Source organism: Paracholeplasma brassicae (genome assembly GCF_000967915.1).
Taxonomy (GTDB): domain Bacteria; phylum Bacillota_I; class Bacilli_A; order Acholeplasmatales; family UBA5453; genus Paracholeplasma; species Paracholeplasma brassicae.
On the sequence record NC_022549.1, the window covers coordinates 1,422,233 to 1,443,665 of the forward strand.

At 40.7% G+C, this 21,433-nt stretch carries 12 protein-coding genes, 7 tRNA genes and 7 rRNA genes; 2 read left to right on the top strand and 24 right to left on the bottom strand.

The genetic code is table 11. The features are described from left to right. Positions 1–44: 44 nt before the first annotated feature. Positions 45–350, top strand: coding sequence for a DsrE family protein (locus BN853_RS06645; RefSeq protein ID WP_030005190.1), 306 nt, complete (start codon positions 45–47; stop codon positions 348–350). 38 nt (positions 351–388) lie between these two features. On the opposite strand, the gene BN853_RS06650 is transcribed toward BN853_RS06645, so the two are convergent. From BN853_RS06650 to BN853_RS06660, 3 genes are all read right to left on the bottom strand, one after another. Continuing rightward, positions 389–1,993, bottom strand: coding sequence for a putative bifunctional diguanylate cyclase/phosphodiesterase (locus BN853_RS06650; protein ID WP_030005191.1), 1,605 nt, complete (start codon positions 1,991–1,993; stop codon positions 389–391). 19 nt (positions 1,994–2,012) lie between these two features. Beyond that, positions 2,013–2,618, bottom strand: coding sequence for a hypothetical protein (locus BN853_RS06655; protein WP_030005192.1), 606 nt, complete (start codon positions 2,616–2,618; stop codon positions 2,013–2,015). A gap of 70 nt (positions 2,619–2,688) precedes the next feature. Beyond that, a complete protein-coding gene (locus tag BN853_RS06660) occupies positions 2,689–4,728 on the bottom strand; it encodes an HD domain-containing phosphohydrolase (RefSeq protein ID WP_030005193.1) in 2,040 nt (679 codons plus the stop codon). A 149-nt stretch (positions 4,729–4,877) separates the two neighbouring features. On the opposite strand from BN853_RS06660, the gene BN853_RS08985 reads away from it, so the two are divergent. Continuing rightward, positions 4,878–5,015, top strand: coding sequence for a hypothetical protein (locus BN853_RS08985; protein ID WP_157869949.1), 138 nt, complete (start codon positions 4,878–4,880; stop codon positions 5,013–5,015). 124 nt (positions 5,016–5,139) lie between these two features. Here the strand turns inward: BN853_RS08985 and BN853_RS06665 are convergent, their stop codons facing one another. From BN853_RS06665 to BN853_RS06760, 21 genes are all read right to left on the bottom strand, one after another. Further along, a complete protein-coding gene (locus BN853_RS06665) occupies positions 5,140–5,622 on the bottom strand; it encodes a P-loop NTPase family protein (protein ID WP_030005194.1) in 483 nt (160 codons plus the stop codon). A 415-nt stretch (positions 5,623–6,037) separates the two neighbouring features. After that, positions 6,038–6,111: transfer RNA gene (locus BN853_RS06670), tRNA-Gly, on the bottom strand. 9 nt (positions 6,112–6,120) lie between these two features. Further along, positions 6,121–6,197, bottom strand: a tRNA-Pro gene (locus BN853_RS06675). Between the two features lies 1 nt (position 6,198). After that, positions 6,199–6,275: transfer RNA gene (locus BN853_RS06680), tRNA-Arg, on the bottom strand. Positions 6,276–6,283: 8 nt separating this feature from the next. After that, a tRNA-Glu gene (locus tag BN853_RS06685) sits at positions 6,284–6,359 on the bottom strand. A 73-nt stretch (positions 6,360–6,432) separates the two neighbouring features. Continuing rightward, complete coding sequence (locus tag BN853_RS06690) at positions 6,433–6,978, bottom strand: DJ-1/PfpI family protein (protein ID WP_030005195.1); 546 nt, start codon at positions 6,976–6,978, stop codon at positions 6,433–6,435. A gap of 4 nt (positions 6,979–6,982) precedes the next feature. Continuing rightward, entirely contained in the window at positions 6,983–7,624 is a 642-nt protein-coding gene (mtnN, locus tag BN853_RS06695) for a 5'-methylthioadenosine/S-adenosylhomocysteine nucleosidase (RefSeq protein ID WP_030005196.1), read from the bottom strand. Then, entirely contained in the window at positions 7,621–8,247 is a 627-nt protein-coding gene (gene udk / locus BN853_RS06700) for a uridine kinase (protein WP_030005197.1), read from the bottom strand. Before udk ends, mtnN begins: the two co-directional genes overlap by 4 nt. Positions 8,248–8,251: 4 nt before the next feature. After that, complete coding sequence (locus BN853_RS06705; protein WP_030005198.1) at positions 8,252–9,598, bottom strand: MATE family efflux transporter; 1,347 nt, start codon at positions 9,596–9,598, stop codon at positions 8,252–8,254. A 117-nt stretch (positions 9,599–9,715) separates the two neighbouring features. Continuing rightward, positions 9,716–10,027 (bottom strand): GNAT family N-acetyltransferase, encoded by a 312-nt coding sequence (locus BN853_RS06710; protein ID WP_030005199.1) that lies wholly within the window; start codon positions 10,025–10,027, stop codon positions 9,716–9,718. A gap of 96 nt (positions 10,028–10,123) precedes the next feature. Then, positions 10,124–10,200, bottom strand: a tRNA-Asn gene (locus BN853_RS06715). A gap of 11 nt (positions 10,201–10,211) precedes the next feature. Then, a 5S ribosomal RNA gene (gene rrf / locus BN853_RS06720) occupies positions 10,212–10,322 on the bottom strand. Between the two features lie 35 nt (positions 10,323–10,357). After that, positions 10,358–13,209, bottom strand: a 23S ribosomal RNA gene (locus BN853_RS06725). A 167-nt stretch (positions 13,210–13,376) separates the two neighbouring features. Then, a 16S ribosomal RNA gene (locus tag BN853_RS06730) occupies positions 13,377–14,902 on the bottom strand. 433 nt (positions 14,903–15,335) lie between these two features. Then, positions 15,336–15,524 (bottom strand): hypothetical protein, encoded by a 189-nt coding sequence (locus BN853_RS09230; RefSeq protein ID WP_282430947.1) that lies wholly within the window; start codon positions 15,522–15,524, stop codon positions 15,336–15,338. A 776-nt stretch (positions 15,525–16,300) separates the two neighbouring features. Further along, a tRNA-Asn gene (locus BN853_RS06735) sits at positions 16,301–16,377 on the bottom strand. A gap of 11 nt (positions 16,378–16,388) precedes the next feature. After that, positions 16,389–16,499, bottom strand: a 5S ribosomal RNA gene (rrf, locus tag BN853_RS06740). A gap of 149 nt (positions 16,500–16,648) precedes the next feature. Then, positions 16,649–16,725, bottom strand: a tRNA-Asn gene (locus tag BN853_RS06745). Positions 16,726–16,736: 11 nt separating this feature from the next. Further along, positions 16,737–16,847, bottom strand: a 5S ribosomal RNA gene (gene rrf / locus BN853_RS06750). Between the two features lie 35 nt (positions 16,848–16,882). Beyond that, positions 16,883–19,734: ribosomal RNA gene (locus BN853_RS06755) — 23S ribosomal RNA — on the bottom strand. A 168-nt stretch (positions 19,735–19,902) separates the two neighbouring features. Continuing rightward, positions 19,903–21,429, bottom strand: a 16S ribosomal RNA gene (locus BN853_RS06760). Together the 16S, 23S and 5S rRNA genes with 3 tRNA genes alongside form the textbook arrangement of a ribosomal RNA operon. Positions 21,430–21,433 lie beyond the last annotated feature (4 nt).

Consider the following 21,433-nt stretch of genomic DNA (forward strand, 5'->3'; position numbering starts at 1 on the left):
TATTTTTTACAAGGATGTATGTTACTATATTTATGGGTGATCTTATGAAAGTACTGTTTCACATTGATGAAATGGAAAAATGGAATCTCTTAAATGCGAATTTAAGAAACATTTTAGAAAAAGATTCAAATCTAAGTGTTAGTGTTGTTTCAAACGCTGATTCAGTCGCTTACTTTATGAGCGAAGAATGCACGCTAGATGAACGTATCAAGTACCACGTATGTTTGAACTCACTTAAACAAAGAGGTTATGATCGAAAAGAGATTAGTAATCAAGTGGTTATTGTTGACAGTGGTGTCTATGAAATTGCACTACTGCAATCCTTAGGGTATAGCTACATTAAACCCTAAAAATGAAAAAGCATGTTCGACTTTCGAACATGCTTTTTTTATTCGTTACTTGCCTCATGCGTCATAAACGCAATCAAATCTGTTTCGTCTAAAGGCATCGAGTAGTAATAGCCTTGTGCGTATTGACAGCCATATCGTTTGACGATTCTTTCTTGGATTTCAGTTTCTACGCCTTCTATGATCACAGACAAATCAAGTTCTTTAGCGATGTTAACCATAAATTCTACGACCGGTATTTCAGTATCCGTCGTCACTGAATGAATAAAGGTTCGGTCAATCTTTAATATATCAATGGGCAATTTGTGCAAATAAGCTAAGCTCGAATAGCCAGTACCAAAATCATCAATCGATATAATAAAGCCCATTTGTTTAAGGCTTTTTAGTATTCGAATCGACTCTCTAATATCTTCAATCAGTGCGGTTTCTGTAAGCTCTAACTCAATTCGTGTTGGATCAGCCTTTGTTTCTTTAACCAATTTTGAAACCGCCTGTAAAAATTTTGGTGACATCAGCGCTTTTGCAGAAACGTTGATGGATATCTTAATCGGATAGCCTAGCGCATCCAACTTGTTTTGCATAGTCACGGCTTCTTTAAATACCCATTCTGATATTTCTCTAATGTTACCACTTCGTTCAGCTAATGGGATAAAATCAAGCGGTGGAATATAACCTTTTTGTTTAGAAAACCAACGAATTAATGCCTCAACACCCACTACTTTCTTACTTTCTAATGAAACGATTGGTTGAAAATGAAGCTTAAATTCCTTTTGTTCTAGTGCCTGATGTAGCAAATTAAGAATTTCAATTTTACGATTTGAATTGATCCGCATTTGATCATTGAAATAAACAATGTTGTCTTTGCCTTTTAATTTCGCTTCAGACATGGCAATGTCCGCACAAACAAACAAATCTTTAAACGTATTACCATCAAATGGGTAGATTGCCACCCCACCACTAATAGTGATGAAAAAATCATCGTTATTGAGTGTAAAAGTTCTTCTTACAGTCGCAAGGTTTTTGGTGATAATGTCTTTAATTTGGACAGGGGATGAAAAAAACATTGCAATCATAAATTCATCGGCGTTGTGTCTAGCGACAATGGCTTTTTCTGTTTGAAATTTTTTAAGCAATTGAGCAATTTCATTAATTAACTCATCACCTACGTCATGACCATGAAATTCATTGATGTTTCTAAAATCATCTAGATCAAAATAGAACAAACCGAAGATTTGATCCGGATTTTCCTTAATGCGTTGTTGTATTTTCTCTTCTAAATAGATTTTGTTCGGCAATTTTGTTAACTGATCAAAGTAAGCCAGTTCATAGAGTTTATCTTCAAGGGCGTTTTTATCCACATTCGAACGTTTTAAAAGTACGGCTGTATCTTCTAAGTTATGAATGGTATTGACGTATAAGTCCATCCGTCTTTTGATTATAATATAGAAAAAAGCACCAGAAACAAGGACATATAAAATGCCTTTAACGACTTCAACGCTCATCAGTTGACTTTGAGTGAAACCAAACAACTTAACGAGCCTGTCTGAAAAAATAATCCACAAAAATCCAATAAAATAGTAGATTAATATGATCTCAATTGAAGATCTAAGTGCACTATTGTACGCTTTCTTTAATTCATTATTCATTTGATTCACCCCAATCAACTTATATTTTTGATTCGTAATCCGCTGAGTATATTTGTAGTAATTTTAGTTTTGAAATGTGTGTTTTTCTTCGGTCAAAAAACAACCCTTCAACTGCCTTCCATATAAAAACCCAGGAAGCAATCATAAACACTTCTTCAAGCATATAGATACTAAAATACGTATCTAGTAAAATGTTAACTACCATCGATGTTAAACCGAAAATAATCATCAAAAAGCTTTTAAGGATAATGTCCTTAATGATGATATTTAAATCGATGATGCGTCTTGCTAAACTTCGTTCAACCATGAGTTCAATTTGTTTTAGTAACTCCTCAGATATTGATTGATTCGGTAGCGTCACATTAATCTTTACTGGCTTGTATAACGGCACATATTTCGTTGCTTCTTCTAAATAGTTCATAATTTCTTGTGAAATACGTTTACGAAAAAGCATAGTATATTTTTGATAGATATCTGATTCTTTTTGAATTTCAAGGTCGATGTTTGCGTAGGACTCGTCTTCATCGTATTCGATATAAGCGATTTGCTGTTGAACTTCTTTGTCTGCTTCTTTAAACTTGTTTAATTGACCGGTTTGCTTGACTTTTTCTAGTTCTTTATTCATAATTGACCCCTTTACTTGATACTCAAATTATACGTTATTTTGATGTAATCCGCAAATTACTTACTTATTATTATTTCTTATACGTTTCATTTTTCTTCTGAAAAAATGGTTCCGATCCAAAGTGTTTTATAAAAACATCGACTAAACTAGGATCAAACTGAGTGCCTCGATTCTCTTTTATTTCAATCATGGCTGCCTCATGCGTCTTTTGTTCATTGTAGGGTCGTTTATTGACCATCGCATCGTAAGCATCAGCTATACTTAAGATTCGTGCTCTTAATGGTATTTGCTCGCCTTTTAACCCTCGTGGGTATCCATTCCCATCGTATCTTTCATGGTGAGACAATATGTCAGATGCCACTTCAAAATATTCAGGAACAGTCGATAAAATACGATAACCAATCTCTGGATGTTTTTTTACTTTTTCCCATTCTTGTGTCGAAAGCTGATCCTTTTTATTTAGAACTTCTTCGTCTATGGCAATTTTACCGATGTCATGAAGAAAGCTAATCACTTCTAATAAGCCAAGCTGTTCGCTATCTAAACCAATTGCTAGTCCTAATGCTTTTGAAACGACCGACACTCTCTTACAATGCGCTTCTTCACGCGGATTCTTCTCATAGAGTGTTTTTTGTAGGGTCTTAATCAACAGATTACGATTCGAAGAAATGCTCGCAATCTTGTGAGCGTACATATTTTCTTCGGCTTTTCTTGCTACTTGTTTAACTTCATCTAAATGATAAGCGGTTGAATAGCCAAAGCTAACCGAGATTGAAACCCCTTTGACCGCTGTTTGACTTAAGTCGCTGTTAAGCTCATTAATGAGTTGATTCGTAAATTGATCACTAGAATTAGGTAGCAATATGACAAACTCATCGCCACCGATACGATAAACTTCGCCATAGGTGTTAAAGTGCTTAGTCATCACTTGAGAAGCTTTTACTAATAATTCATCGCCGGCGTCATGTGAAAAAGCGTCATTCATTAACTTAAGACCGTTGATATCTGCCATGACAATCGACAATGGGAAGTCTTTGTTGATCTCCAATTGTGCTAATTTTTCTTGATACAAGCGTCGATTACCTAAGCCAGTCAAGTGGTCGTAATATGACAGATAAAGTATTGAATTTTCATAGTTTTTTCGTTCGGTTACTTCATAGGAAATTACCGTAACGCCGATCACTTGATTTTGTTTAAGTATTGGCGTATAACGCTCCTCATAAAACTTATTTTGAGACGTCTCAATCTCTATCGTCTTTACGAGTGTCTGTCCTTGTAAAGCGTGAAATAACATGTCGGAAATCCGTTCCCTCATTTTAGAATTCAGTATTTTATCTAAGTAATCATCACCAACGTTAATCGCGATACCATAGTAATTGTTCATTGATTTTTGATGAAAACGATTATAGGCCAAGTACTTTAGGTTTAAATCCAAAGCAAAAATCTCCATCGAGTTTGGTGAATCGATGATTGATTTCAACAGGAGTTCTTGTTCCTGTAGTGTCTTTGTTATTTCGATTCGATCTTTTTGGTTCTTAATAACCAGCAACAACAACATACTAACCACTGGAAAAACAACGATAAATGGAACAAATGTTTCACGCATTAAAATGAAGTTGTTTGGGTATGAGATCATAACAAACCCCGACCATACAAGCAAATGAACCAACAGACCAAACAAATAAAACTCAATAACGATACTCTTTAGTTGAAGTACTTTTCTAATGTGATGCCAAGATAGACCAATTCCAACCGATATTAGGATGGTAAAAACACCCGAGTATACCCCAGACCCACCAATAATCATACGGTAGATGATTGGTAAAATCATAGAAACAAGTGCTGGTATTAAACCAAAGAAATACGCTGAGACGCTTAAGATGACACTTCTAACGTCAAATATTAACCCCTCTTGAATTGACCAAGGATTTATCATAATCATCAAGATAAACAATCCAATGATAATACCAGAGAGAATTGAGGGAACTATTTTTTTCGATTTTGGTGAAACATTGGATGCCGCATATAAAAAGCCTAATCCAAAAAGCAAAATTATGTTATTTAATATTTCGATATAGTTATTACTAATCCCCTCAAGAAATTCAATCACAGGAAAACCCCCATACGTTTATAAAATTTACATCATTCTATATGATTATTATACCTTGTTTTCAATTAATTTACGTAATAAATGAAGCCAATATAAAAAAGAAAGATAAACGGGGGGTGTTTATCTTTCTTTACTTGAATTTTTAGGAATTGAGTTTTTGGCACTCATTAATCTTAAATTGCTTTGGGGAATTTAAGTTATTTCGTGCCATTGACTCAAATGACATTAAGAATGTCTCAGGCATCGATCAAAATAGACAAGTGGTTAGTGGGGACTATGTACTTTGAATATTATCACGATATAACGGCATAAGCCTTGCCTTTAAACACATTTTATATCGACACAACCAAATAAGCAAGGACACATATGTCCTAATCGACACTGAGTAAAAAAAAATAATCGAATGTTCGACTATTTATTGTTTTGAGGACTAATTCCTAACTTTAATAGGTAGTCATCTAATTGTTTTTGATTTTTAATAACACAAACTTTATCCGGATGTCTCTTGATGAGATGATTAAACTTTTGTTGACGATATTTATTACGTCCACTATAAAGAAGCCATTTCATCCAACCTTGATTCTTTGTCTTACGCGCTTGATACGCATTTTTTAAACATGTAAAGCGATTAAACTTTAATACAATAATCAGGCTGGCTTGTTCAGCTCTTTCTAAAAATTGACAAGAACTGTAATTACCATTAATAACCCAATTTTCATTTTTACGTAAAAAGCGATTCAATTGCTGATAACTTAGTTTCTTTGGTTGTTTTACTCTATTTTCATCGTAAATAATGTCTTCCATATTGAGTTGAGTTAATTGGTATTTATCACTAAATAAACTTGCTAATTTTGCTTTACCCGTTGAGGCATAACCTATAATCATAATCTTCATGTGTTTAATTTGTACTCCGTTAATCAGTTTTGTCACACAAAAAGTATTATACACCTTTTTCAATAAAAGTCCAGTTTTGTTTTAAATTCTTTGATTATTAAAAAATTGAGTGAGACATTTTTAATTCTACCCTAATAGAACGTCATAGTTATTTTCATATAAGAAACAATTTCATGCATAAACGGTAATTTAATCACATCAGATTTACTAACACCTTGTCTTGGTTTTCACTCAAGAATCGAGTAGAGGCTAATAATTAAAATATTTCTCCCCTCTCACCTCACGATGGATACCTTGTGCTTCGTTAGTGTTTGGTTAGTGAGTACCCCCACAGTGGACTTTCACCACCTAGTTATATGCCATACCCGGCACACACGAAAAAAAATACGACTAATTGTCGTATTTAAAATTCACTTGGAGCGGGTGATGGGAATCGAACCCACGTCAACAGCTTGGAAGGCTGTGGTTCTACCATTAAACTACACCCGCAATTCTAAGTGGTCGGGAAGACAGGATTTGAACCTGCGACCTCCTGGTCCCAAACCAGGCGCTCTACCAAGCTAAGCTACTTCCCGATGGCGTACCCAGGAGGACTTGAACCCCCAACCTTTTGATCCGTAGTCAAACGCTCTATCCAATTGAGCTATGAGTACATTTGTTATGGTGACCCGTACGGGATTCGAACCCGTGAATGCATGCGTGAAAGGCATGTGAGTTAACCGTTTCTCCAACGGGCCAATTTTTAACAAGCGCATTTATAATTATACCATCAAAAATGCGATTGTCAATACGTTTTTCACTTTTTTTCAATTAAAACAAAATACTGTTTTTGATTTGTTTAGCAGTGTCTTTTGACTTAACAAAAGCAATGATTTCTAGCGCAAATTCAATCGTTGCACCTGCGCCACGACCAGTAATTATTTTCCCGTCAGTGACTGCTTTTAGTTCCTCTTTGTATATCCCCTTATAAGATTCTTCTTGAAGACCTTTATAAATGGTATATTGCTTGTTTTCTAATATGCCCATTTCACCTAGAAAACGAGGTCCTGCACAAATTGCTGCAATCATTTTATCCTCAGTTTCAAAGATTTTAGCCAAGCTCTTTATTCTTGTATCCGATTCGATAATCATGGCTACGTATTTACCACCAGGTATTACTAGGAAACCATAGTCATCTAAATCAACTTCGTCCATGTGATAATCCACTTTTACGTCTAACCCGAAAGCCGTTGTAATTTCTTTGGTTTCATTGTATGTCACTGTGTCAATCTCGATTTGGGCACGCTTTAATAAAGCCCTAGTTCCTAACGCTTCTAAATCTTCACAAAAATCAGATAAAATAAGTAAGCCTTTCATACGTTTAACCCTCCATGAAATAGTGTTTGATTAATTCATATAAGCGAATACTACAATTCTTTTCAAATGTTTTGTAATCCTCATGTTGTGAATCCTCACCAATGACATCGGATACCACTTTAATTGCCGCAATTGGAACAGCAAAACGATAACTAACTTGATACAAGGCAGCGCCTTCCATATCAAAAACACCTGTTAAATCCGTGTTTAAGGTGAAGGAATCACCCGTGTAAAGTCTTGCTTCTTTTGCATTTAAAAGTCTCTTAAACTTCATAATTGATGCCTGATTTGATTCGTAGTATACTGGCATTCTCGGTACTTGTCCTTTTTCATAACCAAATACGGTTAAATCAAAATCATGGTAGCTCGCTTCATTGATAACGACAACTTCGTTTGATGTAAAAGGTTTTGTTGCTCCTACGATGCCAATATTGATTACCTCTTCAATGTTATAACAAGATAACACAGCGCTAAGTGACATTGCAGCGTTAGTTTTTCCTATTCCTGTTTGTAGAACCATTACTTCTTCATCATTTATTTTACCACTATAAAGTTCTATTTGTCCATTAAATCTTATCTTAGATAATCCAAACCCTTCGATGATTTGACTAATCTCTTCTATCATTGCTCCGACAATTAATTTCATTTATCTTCACCCAAAATCATTTTGATTTTTGACACGATAATATCAACCGCTACGCTATGTTTATAATCATTAGGGATAATCACATCTGCAAATCGCTTGGTTGGTTTAACGTGTTTATGATGCATCGGTTTTACGGTATTTAAATACTGATCAATGACGCTTTCAACCGTTCTTCCACGTTCTGCGATGTCTCTTTGAAGACGTCTAATGAATCTTGTGTCATCATCTAATTCAACATAGAGTTTGATATCACTAAGTTCTCTTATTCTTGAATCTGTTAATATTAAAATTCCTTCTAATATAATCACTTTCTTAGGTTCAATTCTTCTTGTTTCTGCACTTCTGTTGTTAGTAACAAAATTATAGGTTGGACAGTCAATTGCGTGACCTTTCAGTAACCCATCGATATGTGAAACAAGCAAGTCGTTGTCAAGCGAACTCGGATGATCGTAATTAATTTTGATTCGATCGTCCATCGAAAGATTCGTTTGATCTAAATAATAATCATCGTGTTTAATTATCTCAACGTCTTTTAAATCTAATTTATCTAAGATTTCTTTGACAACGGTTGTTTTCCCTGAAGCACTACCACCTGCAACAGCAATTATTACTGGTTTTCTCATTTTTTTACCCCTCAACTAATGATCTATTCATCCATGATTTCTTAAGCCATCTAACTGTCATTATAACGCCTCTAAACATTTCATCAACACTGTAACCTAAATAGATGCCAACAAGGCCTAATCCAAGCGTATTTGAAAACAAATAAGCAAATGGGATTCCTAAGCCAAGCATACTAATTACAGCCATAATTAAAGGAAATAACGTATCTCCGGTTGCTCTTAAAGATTGTATCACAACTAGATTTAAAACTCGACCGATTTCTAATAAAAAGCAGACCCATAAGACGTTTCTTATGGTTTGAATCACGACTTTATCTTCGGTTAATAACGAGGCAATTTGATAAGACAACAAATTGATCACTGTCACAATGACTAAGACAATGACAGACGTTGACAAAACGGTTTTAAGCGTATTTTTATATGCGCCTTGATAATCCCCTTCGCCAATGTAATAGCCAGTTACAATCGCATTACCTGAGGCGAAAGCCCCAGAAAATAAAAAGATGTAACTCATGATCGTATTAACAAACGTTCGAGCAGAAATGACTTGTGTTCCTAATTTGTTGATAAAAGATAAAACAACGAACTGCATCAAATTATACGTCATATTCTCAAGTGCGGATGGAATACCAATACGCAGTATTTTCTTAGAATGTTCTTGATTATAGGTTGGCTTAAGCGGTTTAACACCAATCAATCGTTTGAGTAGAAACATTAAAATTACGAGCTGAATAAAACGCATAATCAATGTCGAGATTGCCGAACCAGCAACTCCCATTTCATTCACACCAAATCGACCAAATATGAACATATAATTAAAGAATACATTTCCTAAATTCGCAAATATTACGGTATACATCACTTTTTTAGCGTGTCCGAAACTTCTTAATCCAGCACTAATTGCATTACCAATGGAAACGAATATTAATGATATTGCTGTGTAAAAAAGATAATCATAAGACAGTGTTCTAATTTCAACCGGTGTTTCTATGACAATAAACAGAAGGTTACCTAAAAATATCAGTAGCAAGCTAATGAATAAACCAACAAAAACTTGCATTAATATGCCACTTGAAATCGTTTCTTTCGCTTCTTTTTGTTTTTTTGCCCCCAAATACTGTGAAACAACAACCCCAATTCCGGTAGCAACTACATTTAACAAGACACCAAATAAGTTAATCACCGTACTCGCATTTCCAACCGCTGCTACACTACCAACTGCTGAAGGTGTTATTTTTTCATAAAAACTGATCATAAGTGTATCCACAGATCCCATTAAAATGAAAAATGCAAGTTCAATAAAAATCGGTATGGTTAATATCCACACATTTTTCTCTAATTTTGTTTCCATTATTTATCCCTCGATTGAATTCGTAACCATTATAACATAGTTGTTAGATACGATGACATTCTCTTCTTATAATTTTTCAAAAAAAAACTGAGTGTTAAACTCAGTCTCTTGTTACAACTAAATCGAACATTCTACCTTGATTGAATCTAAATCCAAATCGACTAAAATATCATTTTTATCTTGATTACGTTTAAAAAAAGTCACGGCGTAAGAGCAACTAGGAATGGCTTTTAATCCCTGTGCTTTAATGTGTTCATATGCTAAGTTTAAAAGTTTAGCAGCGACACCACCACCACGTAAAGTGGCATCAACAAACGTACGATTGATGTTCACAACGCCATCTTTTTCTAATGGGAAGACAACCTCAGCAAGAACATTACCCTGTTCGTCTGCAGCATAAATTCGATTACTCTCATAAATAAAATCCATATCATCACTCCTCGATTGTTATTATAGCACAGTGTTGATTTAATAGGCAAAAAAATGCATAAAAAAAACGGCCTAAAAGCCGATTGAAGTAATCAGTGGCGCCCAAACTAGGACTCGAACCTAGGACCCCCTGATTAACAGTCAGGTGCTCTAACCAACTGAGCTATTTAGGCGTTTAAGATTAGCCCGGCAACGTCCTATCTTTGCACCTACAGGTACTATTTTCGGCGCTGAAGTGCTTAACTACTGTGTTCGGTATGGGAACAGGTGTGTCCACTTCGCTATCGTCACCAGACGTCTCTCAAAACTAGATAAATTCTGTATTATTGTAAGGTTAAGTCCTCGATCTATTAGTACTAGTCAGCTTCATGCGTCACCGCACTTCCACACCTAGCCTATCAACCTCATCGTATCTAAGGGATCTTACTTATTGCTAATGGGAAATCTCATCTTAAGGGGGGCTTCACGCTTAGATGCTTTCAGCGTTTATCCCGTCCGTACGTAGCTACCCAGCTGTGGCCTTGGCAGGCCAACTGGTGCACCAGCGGTACGTCCATCCCGGTCCTCTCGTACTAAGGACAGCTCCCTTCAAATTTCCAACGCCCACGACGGATAGAGACCGAACTGTCTTACGACGTTCTGAACCCAGCTCGCGTGCCGCTTTAATGGGCGAACAGCCCAACCCTTGGAACCTTCTTCAGCTCCAGGATGCGACGAGCCGACATCGAGGTGCCAAACCGCTTCGTCGCTGTGAACGCTTGGAAGCGATAAGCCTGTTATCCCCAGGGTAGCTTTTATCCGTTGAGTCACGGCCCTTCCATGCGGTACCGTAAGATCACTAAACCCGACTTTCGTCCCTGCTCGACTTGTTGGTCTCGCAGTCAAGCACCCTTCTGCTTTTGCGCTCTACGAATGATTTCCAACCATTCTGAGGGTACCTTAGGGCGCCTCCGTTACTCTTTGGGAGGCGACCGCCCCAGTCAAACTGCCCACCAGACACTGTCCTTTGGATTACACATCCACAAGTTAGACACTCAATGCACCAAGGGTGGTATCCCAACGTTGACTCCACCAAGACTAACGTCCTAGCTTCTTAGTCTCCCACCTATCCTGTACATAGTACACCGAATATCAATATCAAGCTACAGTAAAGCTCCATGGGGTCTTTTCGTCCTGTCGCGGGTAGCCGGCGTTTTCACCGGCAGCTTGATTTCACCGAGTCCCTTGTTGAGACAGTGCCCAAATCGTTACACCTTTCGTGCGGGTCAGAACTTACCTGACAAGGAATTTCGCTACCTTAGGACCGTTATAGTTACGGCCGCCGTTTACTGGGACTTCAATTCAATGCTTCATTGCTTGACATCTCCTCTTAATCTTCCAGCACCGGGCAGGTGTCAGCCCCTATACTTCACCTTACGGTTTTGCAGAGACCTGTGTTTTTGATAAACAGTCGCTTGGGCCTATTCTCTGCGACTTTCTTTTTTCATTAAAAGTCCTCCTTATCCCGAAGTTACGGAGTCATTTTGCCGAGTTCCTTAACAAGGGTTTTCTCGCGCGTCTTAGTATTCTCTACCTACCCACCTGTGTCGGTTTACGGTACGGGTAGTCTATAGATTAACCCTAGAAGCTTTTCTTGAAAGTTTGACGTCATCATCCTTTACCTACCGAACCTCAGTCTTAATTAAAGTGTGCGGATTTGCCTACACACCAACCTTAGTTCCTTGTCCCCAATCCATTCAGGGGCGGACGTTAGCCTCCTTTGTCACTCCATCAGTCTATAAACTAGTGCAGGAATCTCTACCTGCTATCCATCGGCTACGCTTCTCAGCCTCACCTTAGGCCCCGACTTACCCAGGGCGGACGAACCTTCCCCTGGAAACCTTGGGTTTTCGACGGACAGGATTCTCACCTGTCTTTTCGTTACTTACACCGGCATTCTCACTTCTAACCAGTCCAGTAGTCCTTACGATCTACCTTCATCCCTGTTAGAACGCTCCCCTACCACTTGGATATCAATCCAAATTCGCAGCTTCGGTATCATGCTTAGCCCCGGTACATTTTCGGCGCAGAGTCACTCGACTAGTGAGCTATTACGCACTCTTTAAAGGATGGCTGCTTCTAAGCCAACCTCCTAGTTGTTTGTGCATCTCCACTTCCTTTGCCACTTAGCATGAATTTTGGGACCTTATCTGGCGATCTGGGCTCTTTCCCTCTTGACCATGAACCTTATCACCCACAGTCTGACTGCTAGCCACATTTTATGACATTCGGAGTTTGATTGGGCTCAGTACCCCGAGGTGGGGCCATCACACATTCAGTGCTCTACCTTCATAAAACTATTTGCTAACGCTAGCCCTAAAGCTATTTCGGGGAGAACCAGCTATCTCCGAGTTCGATTGGAATTTCACCCCTAGCCACAAGTCATCGAAACACTTTTTAACGTGTCCTCGTTCGGTCCTCCATTTACTCTTACATAAACTTCAACCTGCTCATGGCTAGCTCACCCGGTTTCGGGTCTACGACATACAACTTATTCGCCCTATTCAGACTCGCTTTCGCTTCGGCTCCACCCCTCTAGGCTTAACCTTGCTCTATATCGTAACTCGCCGGTTCATTCTACAAAAGGCATGCTATCACACATTAACGTGCTCTAACTAATTGTAAGCACACAGTTTCAGGATCTTTTTCACTCCCCTTCCGGGGTTCTTTTCACCTTTCCCTCACGGTACTGGTTCACTATCGGTCACTAAGTCGTATTTAGCCTTCGGAGATGGTCCTCCGTTCTTCAAACGGGATTTCTCGTGTCCCGCCCTACTTTTCGTTATTCCCAGATCCATTAATTTCGACTACAGGACTTTCACCTTCTATGGTCAAGCTTCCCAACTTGCTCGTCTATTAATTGATTTTGTAACTGTTAGAATAATCAGGCTCCTCCTCGTTCGCTCGTCGCTACTAGAAGAATCGTTGTTACTTTCTTTTCCTGCAGGTACTTAGATATTTCAGTTCCCTGCGTATCCCCCTCTATTGCTAGAGTGACATGTCTTCTACATGCCGGGTTCCCCCATTCGGATTCCTACGGATCGTCGCGTACTTACCGCTCCCCGTAGCATTTCGCTGTTAGTTGCGTCCTTCATCGGCGCTTAGTGCCAAGGCATCCACTGTGTGCCCTTACTTCCTTAACCTTACGACAGAATTTATCTACTTTTCAAAGATCTAATCTAAAACTTCTTTTTTTTACTGAAAAACTGTTAAGTCTTTCAAAACTGAATATGATGATTTCATTACGAATTGGTTTGTATCATCTCTTTATGAGATGCGATCTCGGCTTCTTAAGCCTTGTTTTCCTTAGAAAGGAGGTGATCCATCCCCACGTTCCCGTAGGGATACCTTGTTACGACTTAACCCCAATCATCGATCCTGCCTTAGACGGCTCCCTCTCTTGCGAGTTAGGCCACCGGCGTTGGGCATTACCAACTTTCGTGGTTTGACGGGCGGTGTGTACAAACCCCGAGAACGTATTCACCGCAACATGCTGATTTGCGATTACTAGCGATTCCGACTTCATGGAGTCGAGTTGCAGACTCCAATCCGAACTGAGACTATTTTTCTGAGTTTGGCTCCACATCACTGCTTCGCTTCTCTTTGTTTTAGCCATTGTATCACGTTTGTAGCCCAGGTCATAAGGGGCATGATGATTTGACGTCATCCCCACCTTCCTCCAGTTTATCACTGGCAGTCTCGCTAGAGTCCCCAACTTAATGATGGTAACTAGCAATAAGGGTTGCGCTCGTTGCGGGACTTAACCCAACATCTCACGACACGAGCTGACGACAACCATGCACCACCTGTATCTCTGTTAACCTCCACTATATCTCTATAGCTTTGCAGAGTATGTCAAGACCTGGTAAGGTTTTTCGGGTATCTTCGAATTAAACAACATGATCCACCGCTTGTGCGGGGTCCCGTCAATTCCTTTGAGTTTCATACTTGCGTACGTACTACTCAGGCGGAGTACTTAATATGTTAACTTCAGCACTGCGTTATCGCAACACTTAGTACTCATCGTTTACAGCGTGGACTACCAGGGTATCTAATCCTGTTTGCTCCCCACGCTTTCGTGCCTCAGCGTCAGTATAGACCCAGCAAGCCGCCTTCGCCACTGGTGTTCCTCCATATATTTACGCATTTTACCGCTACACATGGAATTCCACTTGCCTCTATCTCACTCAAGTCTACCAGTTTCTAAAGCATCACAGGGTTGAGCCCTGCACTTACACCTCAGACTTAATAGACCGCCTACGCACCCTTTACGCCCAATAATTCCGGATAACGCTTGCCCCCTATGTATTACCGCGGCTGCTGGCACATAGTTAGCCGGGGCTTATTCATTAAGTACCGTCACTCGTTAGTCATTTCCTACCAACGACATTCTTCCTTAATAAAAGAACTTTACATACCGAAATACGTCTTCATTCACGCGGCGTTGCTCGGTCAGGGTTTCCCCCATTGCCGAAAATTCCCTACTGCTGCCTCCCGTAGGAGTTTGGGCCGTGTCTCAGTCCCAATGTGGCCGTTCGACCTCTCAGTCCGGCTACGCATCATCGCCTTGGTGAGCCTCTACCTCACCAACTAGCTAATGCGCCGCAGGTCTTTCTCTAAGTGTGGCCCGAAAGCCCCTTAAACAATCAGAGATGCCTCCAATTGTCCTATCCAGTTTTAGCGACCGTTTCCAGCCGTTATCCTCGTCTTAGAGGTAAGTTACCTACGTGTTACTCACCCGTTCGCCACTCAACACCCGAAGGCATTGCGTTCGACTTGCATGTATTAGGCACGCCGCCAGCGTTCATCCTGAGCCAGGATCAAACTCTCCATAAAATATGTTTATGTTTTGTTTTTCTCTTTAGCTCTAATTTCTTTTTTTATCCATTAGAATTGTTTTTTTTTAATTCGTAATTTCCTCATCATCATTCAGTTTTCAAAGACCTATCTTGCGACCTCTTTAAGGCGCTCATTTATTCTAACATTTCCAACTTCGCTTGTCAACCTTTTTGTTTTCAAGTTTTGTTTTTTGTTTTTCTTTCGTGAGCTTCTCGTTGTCGCCGTGTTCTATTCTATATCAATCCATTTTCTTTGTCAACACTTTTTATCATCTTTTTTTACCCTTTTTTTGGCTTATCGACAACCTTAACGGGCGTTTCATCATGCTATTTTTTTATCCTACTCTCCCCTTTATATATAATACGCGCGCGTACATCCCCTCTTTTATCAAAAAAACACCTTCCGGTTGCCCTTTTTGGTGTTTTTTACGCTATTTGATTGTTTCTAACTTCTTCTCTTTGTTTCCCGCTTCCTTATTTATTTGTCTCATCAACACAAACAAATAATCGCTCAGTCGGTTCACATACTGAATCATTTCTTTGTTTGCTTCTAAAAAAGATTTAGGAATCGCTAGATAAAAAAACTCATGAAATGCAATTGTTTTGTAATTGCATAACAAAGATTTGTAGAGAAAGTGATTGTGTGGTTACATGTGCCTACCAGATTACGCTGGATTAGGTGGCGTTGTTAGACAAACTTTATGCTATGAAAATGTTTTCAATATTCATGGCGTATCAAGAAGAACGGTCTGCAGACTATTTTGATAACCATTTACCTAGTTTTCAGGTTGAAAAATGATGCAACCCTATATAGATACTCTTTTACTTTATTGATACTAATCACCTGATTGGACAACACAACACAGTTTAATTCATCTACTTGATGAAAGTATCTTTTCATACTAAATTAATTCACATGAAAGTTACAAACCTGGAATGACTGTTAAAAACGGTTAATTGCTTTAATTACTTTTTGGAAAACGGAATCAAGAATAGCTTCTTATTACTTAAACGGTAAACTTCTTGCCGAAAACGTAAGATACAACTACTTACTACCTAAGTGAAGTCGAAATGCCATGAGTCTATTAAATAGATAAGAATAAAACTTACTCTTTTTCGTATTTGAGGGGATATCTATGAAAACGTCAATTTCATATACGTAGTCAACCAATAAAAGTTGATCATGCAAATAGACAAGTTGATAAGAAATGGTTCGAATAGAGTAATTAAGTATCACAAGAGACATCCATGATGTTGATTGCTTGTTCTACTGTTTTAAAATGGATCGGGCTACTTATTACAGAGACATATTATTTTTCAATTTGTCAAACTTTCCATTAAACAGTATGTACCCATAAATAAAAAAAATCCACAATTGTGGACTTGATTTAAATAGTGGCGCCCAAACTAGGACTCGAACCTAGGACCCCCTGATTAACAGTCAGGTGCTCTAACCTACTGAGCTATTTAGGCGTTTAAGATTTGCCCGGCAACGTCCTATCTTTGCACCTACAGGTACTATTTTCGGCGCTGAAGTGCTTAACTACTGTGTTCGGTATGGGAACAGGTGTGTCCACTTCGCTATCGTCACCAGACGTGTCGTAATAATATTATATCATACTTTGATAAACTGTAAAGGAGATTTTTAAAAAAACAGTGAAATGTCTTTAACTGGGTTTATAACTATCTACTAAGTCTATTTTTTTATAAAAAAAACGGCCTAAAAGCCGATTGAAGTAATCAGTGGCGCCCAAACTAGGACTCGAACCTAGGACCCCCTGATTAACAGTCAGGTGCTCTAACCAACTGAGCTATTTAGGCGTTTAAGATTAGCCCGGCAACGTCCTATCTTTGCACCTACAGGTACTATTTTCGGCGCTGAAGTGCTTAACTACTGTGTTCGGTATGGGAACAGGTGTGTCCACTTCGCTATCGTCACCAGACGTCTCTCAAAACTAGATAAATTCTGTATTATTGTAAGGTTAAGTCCTCGATCTATTAGTACTAGTCAGCTTCATGCGTCACCGCACTTCCACACCTAGCCTATCAACCTCATCGTATCTAAGGGATCTTACTTATTGCTAATGGGAAATCTCATCTTAAGGGGGGCTTCACGCTTAGATGCTTTCAGCGTTTATCCCGTCCGTACGTAGCTACCCAGCTGTGGCCTTGGCAGGCCAACTGGTGCACCAGCGGTACGTCCATCCCGGTCCTCTCGTACTAAGGACAGCTCCCTTCAAATTTCCAACGCCCACGACGGATAGAGACCGAACTGTCTTACGACGTTCTGAACCCAGCTCGCGTGCCGCTTTAATGGGCGAACAGCCCAACCCTTGGAACCTTCTTCAGCTCCAGGATGCGACGAGCCGACATCGAGGTGCCAAACCGCTTCGTCGCTGTGAACGCTTGGAAGCGATAAGCCTGTTATCCCCAGGGTAGCTTTTATCCGTTGAGTCACGGCCCTTCCATGCGGTACCGTAAGATCACTAAACCCGACTTTCGTCCCTGCTCGACTTGTTGGTCTCGCAGTCAAGCACCCTTCTGCTTTTGCGCTCTACGAATGATTTCCAACCATTCTGAGGGTACCTTAGGGCGCCTCCGTTACTCTTTGGGAGGCGACCGCCCCAGTCAAACTGCCCACCAGACACTGTCCTTTGGATTACACATCCACAAGTTAGACACTCAATGCACCAAGGGTGGTATCCCAACGTTGACTCCACCAAGACTAACGTCCTAGCTTCTTAGTCTCCCACCTATCCTGTACATAGTACACCGAATGTCAATATCAAGCTACAGTAAAGCTCCATGGGGTCTTTTCGTCCTGTCGCGGGTAGCCGGCGTTTTCACCGGCAGCTTGATTTCACCGAGTCCCTTGTTGAGACAGTGCCCAAATCGTTACACCTTTCGTGCGGGTCAGAACTTACCTGACAAGGAATTTCGCTACCTTAGGACCGTTATAGTTACGGCCGCCGTTTACTGGGACTTCAATTCAATGCTTCATTGCTTGACATCTCCTCTTAATCTTCCAGCACCGGGCAGGTGTCAGCCCCTATACTTCACCTTACGGTTTTGCAGAGACCTGTGTTTTTGATAAACAGTCGCTTGGGCCTATTCTCTGCGACTTTCTTTTTTCATTAAAAGTCCTCCTTATCCCGAAGTTACGGAGTCATTTTGCCGAGTTCCTTAACAAGGGTTTTCTCGCGCGTCTTAGTATTCTCTACCTACCCACCTGTGTCGGTTTACGGTACGGGTAGTCTATAGATTAACCCTAGAAGCTTTTCTTGAAAGTTTGACGTCATCATCCTTTACCTACCGAACCTCAGTCTTAATTAAAGTGTGCGGATTTGCCTACACACCAACCTTAGTTCCTTGTCCCCAATCCATTCAGGGGCGGACGTTAGCCTCCTTTGTCACTCCATCAGTCTATAAACTAGTGCAGGAATCTCTACCTGCTATCCATCGGCTACGCTTCTCAGCCTCACCTTAGGCCCCGACTTACCCAGGGCGGACGAACCTTCCCCTGGAAACCTTGGGTTTTCGACGGACAGGATTCTCACCTGTCTTTTCGTTACTTACACCGGCATTCTCACTTCTAACCAGTCCAGTAGTCCTTACGATCTACCTTCATCCCTGTTAGAACGCTCCCCTACCACTTGGATATCAATCCAAATTCGCAGCTTCGGTATCATGCTTAGCCCCGGTACATTTTCGGCGCAGAGTCACTCGACTAGTGAGCTATTACGCACTCTTTAAAGGATGGCTGCTTCTAAGCCAACCTCCTAGTTGTTTGTGCATCTCCACTTCCTTTGCCACTTAGCATGAATTTTGGGACCTTATCTGGCGATCTGGGCTCTTTCCCTCTTGACCATGAACCTTATCACCCACAGTCTGACTGCTAGCCACATTTTATGACATTCGGAGTTTGATTGGGCTCAGTACCCCGAGGTGGGGCCATCACACATTCAGTGCTCTACCTTCATAAAACTATTTGCTAACGCTAGCCCTAAAGCTATTTCGGGGAGAACCAGCTATCTCCGAGTTCGATTGGAATTTCACCCCTAGCCACAAGTCATCGAAACACTTTTTAACGTGTCCTCGTTCGGTCCTCCATTTACTCTTACATAAACTTCAACCTGCTCATGGCTAGCTCACCCGGTTTCGGGTCTACGACATACAACTTATTCGCCCTATTCAGACTCGCTTTCGCTTCGGCTCCACCCCTCTAGGCTTAACCTTGCTCTATATCGTAACTCGCCGGTTCATTCTACAAAAGGCATGCTATCACACATTAACGTGCTCTAACTAATTGTAAGCACACAGTTTCAGGATCTTTTTCACTCCCCTTCCGGGGTTCTTTTCACCTTTCCCTCACGGTACTGGTTCACTATCGGTCACTAAGTCGTATTTAGCCTTCGGAGATGGTCCTCCGTTCTTCAAACGGGATTTCTCGTGTCCCGCCCTACTTTTCGTTATTCCCAGATCCATTAATTTCGACTACAGGACTTTCACCTTCTATGGTCAAGCTTCCCAACTTGCTCGTCTATTAATTGATTTTGTAACTGTTAGAATAATCAGGCTCCTCCTCGTTCGCTCGTCGCTACTAGAAGAATCGTTGTTACTTTCTTTTCCTGCAGGTACTTAGATATTTCAGTTCCCTGCGTATCCCCCTCTATTGCTAGAGTGACATGTCTTCTACATGCCGGGTTCCCCCATTCGGATTCCTACGGATCGTCGCGTACTTACCGCTCCCCGTAGCATTTCGCTGTTAGTTGCGTCCTTCATCGGCGCTTAGTGCCAAGGCATCCACTGTGTGCCCTTACTTCCTTAACCTTACGACAGAATTTATCTACTTTTCAAAGATCTAATCTAAAACTTCTTTTTTTTTACTGAAAAACTCTTAAGTCTTTCAAAACTGAATATGATGATTTCATTACGAATTGGTTTGTATCATCTCTTTACGAGATGCGATCTCGGCTTCTTAAGCCTTGTTTTCCTTAGAAAGGAGGTGATCCATCCCCACGTTCCCGTAGGGATACCTTGTTACGACTTAACCCCAATCATCGATCCTGCCTTAGACGGCTCCCTCTCTTGCGAGTTAGGCCACCGGCGTTGGGCATTACCAACTTTCGTGGTTTGACGGGCGGTGTGTACAAACCCCGAGAACGTATTCACCGCAACATGCTGATTTGCGATTACTAGCGATTCCGACTTCATGGAGTCGAGTTGCAGACTCCAATCCGAACTGAGACTATTTTTCTGAGTTTGGCTCCACATCACTGCTTCGCTTCTCTTTGTTTTAGCCATTGTATCACGTTTGTAGCCCAGGTCATAAGGGGCATGATGATTTGACGTCATCCCCACCTTCCTCCAGTTTATCACTGGCAGTCTCGCTAGAGTCCCCAACTTAATGATGGTAACTAGCAATAAGGGTTGCGCTCGTTGCGGGACTTAACCCAACATCTCACGACACGAGCTGACGACAACCATGCACCACCTGTATCTCTGTTAACCTCCACTATATCTCTATAGCTTTGCAGAGTATGTCAAGACCTGGTAAGGTTTTTCGGGTATCTTCGAATTAAACAACATGATCCACCGCTTGTGCGGGGTCCCGTCAATTCCTTTGAGTTTCATACTTGCGTACGTACTACTCAGGCGGAGTACTTAATATGTTAACTTCAGCACTGCGTTATCGCAACACTTAGTACTCATCGTTTACAGCGTGGACTACCAGGGTATCTAATCCTGTTTGCTCCCCACGCTTTCGTGCCTCAGCGTCAGTATAGACCCAGCAAGCCGCCTTCGCCACTGGTGTTCCTCCATATATTTACGCATTTTACCGCTACACATGGAATTCCACTTGCCTCTATCTCACTCAAGTCTACCAGTTTCTAAAGCATCACAGGGTTGAGCCCTGCACTTACACCTCAGACTTAATAGACCGCCTACGCACCCTTTACGCCCAATAATTCCGGATAACGCTTGCCCCCTATGTATTACCGCGGCTGCTGGCACATAGTTAGCCGGGGCTTATTCATTAAGTACCGTCACTCGTTAGTCATTTCCTACCAACGACATTCTTCCTTAATAAAAGAACTTTACATACCGAAATACGTCTTCATTCACGCGGCGTTGCTCGGTCAGGGTTTCCCCCATTGCCGAAAATTCCCTACTGCTGCCTCCCGTAGGAGTTTGGGCCGTGTCTCAGTCCCAATGTGGCCGTTCGACCTCTCAGTCCGGCTACGCATCATCGCCTTGGTGAGCCTCTACCTCACCAACTAGCTAATGCGCCGCAGGTCTTTCTCTAAGTGTGGCCCGAAAGCCCCTTTAAACAATCAGAGATGCCTCCAATTGTCCTATCCAGTTTTAGCGACCGTTTCCAGCCGTTATCCTCGTCTTAGAGGTAAGTTACCTACGTGTTACTCACCCGTTCGCCACTCAACACCCGAAGGCATTGCGTTCGACTTGCATGTATTAGGCACGCCGCCAGCGTTCATCCTGAGCCAGGATCAAACTCTCCATAAAATAT

What these genes read in the sequence shown, in the direction of transcription:
- BN853_RS06645 (WP_030005190.1), top strand. Translation starts at nt 45, where the DNA reads ATGAAAGTACTGTTTCACATTGATGAAATGGAAAAATGGAATCTCTTA.
- BN853_RS06650 (WP_030005191.1), bottom strand. Translation starts at nt 1,993, where the DNA reads ATGAATAATGAATTAAAGAAAGCGTACAATAGTGCACTTAGATCTTCA.
- BN853_RS06655 (WP_030005192.1), bottom strand. Translation starts at nt 2,618, where the DNA reads ATGAATAAAGAACTAGAAAAAGTCAAGCAAACCGGTCAATTAAACAAG.
- BN853_RS06665 (WP_030005194.1), bottom strand. Translation starts at nt 5,622, where the DNA reads ATGAAGATTATGATTATAGGTTATGCCTCAACGGGTAAAGCAAAATTA.
- BN853_RS06690 (WP_030005195.1), bottom strand. Translation starts at nt 6,978, where the DNA reads ATGAAAGGCTTACTTATTTTATCTGATTTTTGTGAAGATTTAGAAGCG.
- mtnN (WP_030005196.1), bottom strand. Translation starts at nt 7,624, where the DNA reads ATGAAATTAATTGTCGGAGCAATGATAGAAGAGATTAGTCAAATCATC.
- udk (WP_030005197.1), bottom strand. Translation starts at nt 8,247, where the DNA reads ATGAGAAAACCAGTAATAATTGCTGTTGCAGGTGGTAGTGCTTCAGGG.
- BN853_RS06705 (WP_030005198.1), bottom strand. Translation starts at nt 9,598, where the DNA reads ATGGAAACAAAATTAGAGAAAAATGTGTGGATATTAACCATACCGATT.
- BN853_RS06710 (WP_030005199.1), bottom strand. Translation starts at nt 10,027, where the DNA reads ATGGATTTTATTTATGAGAGTAATCGAATTTATGCTGCAGACGAACAG.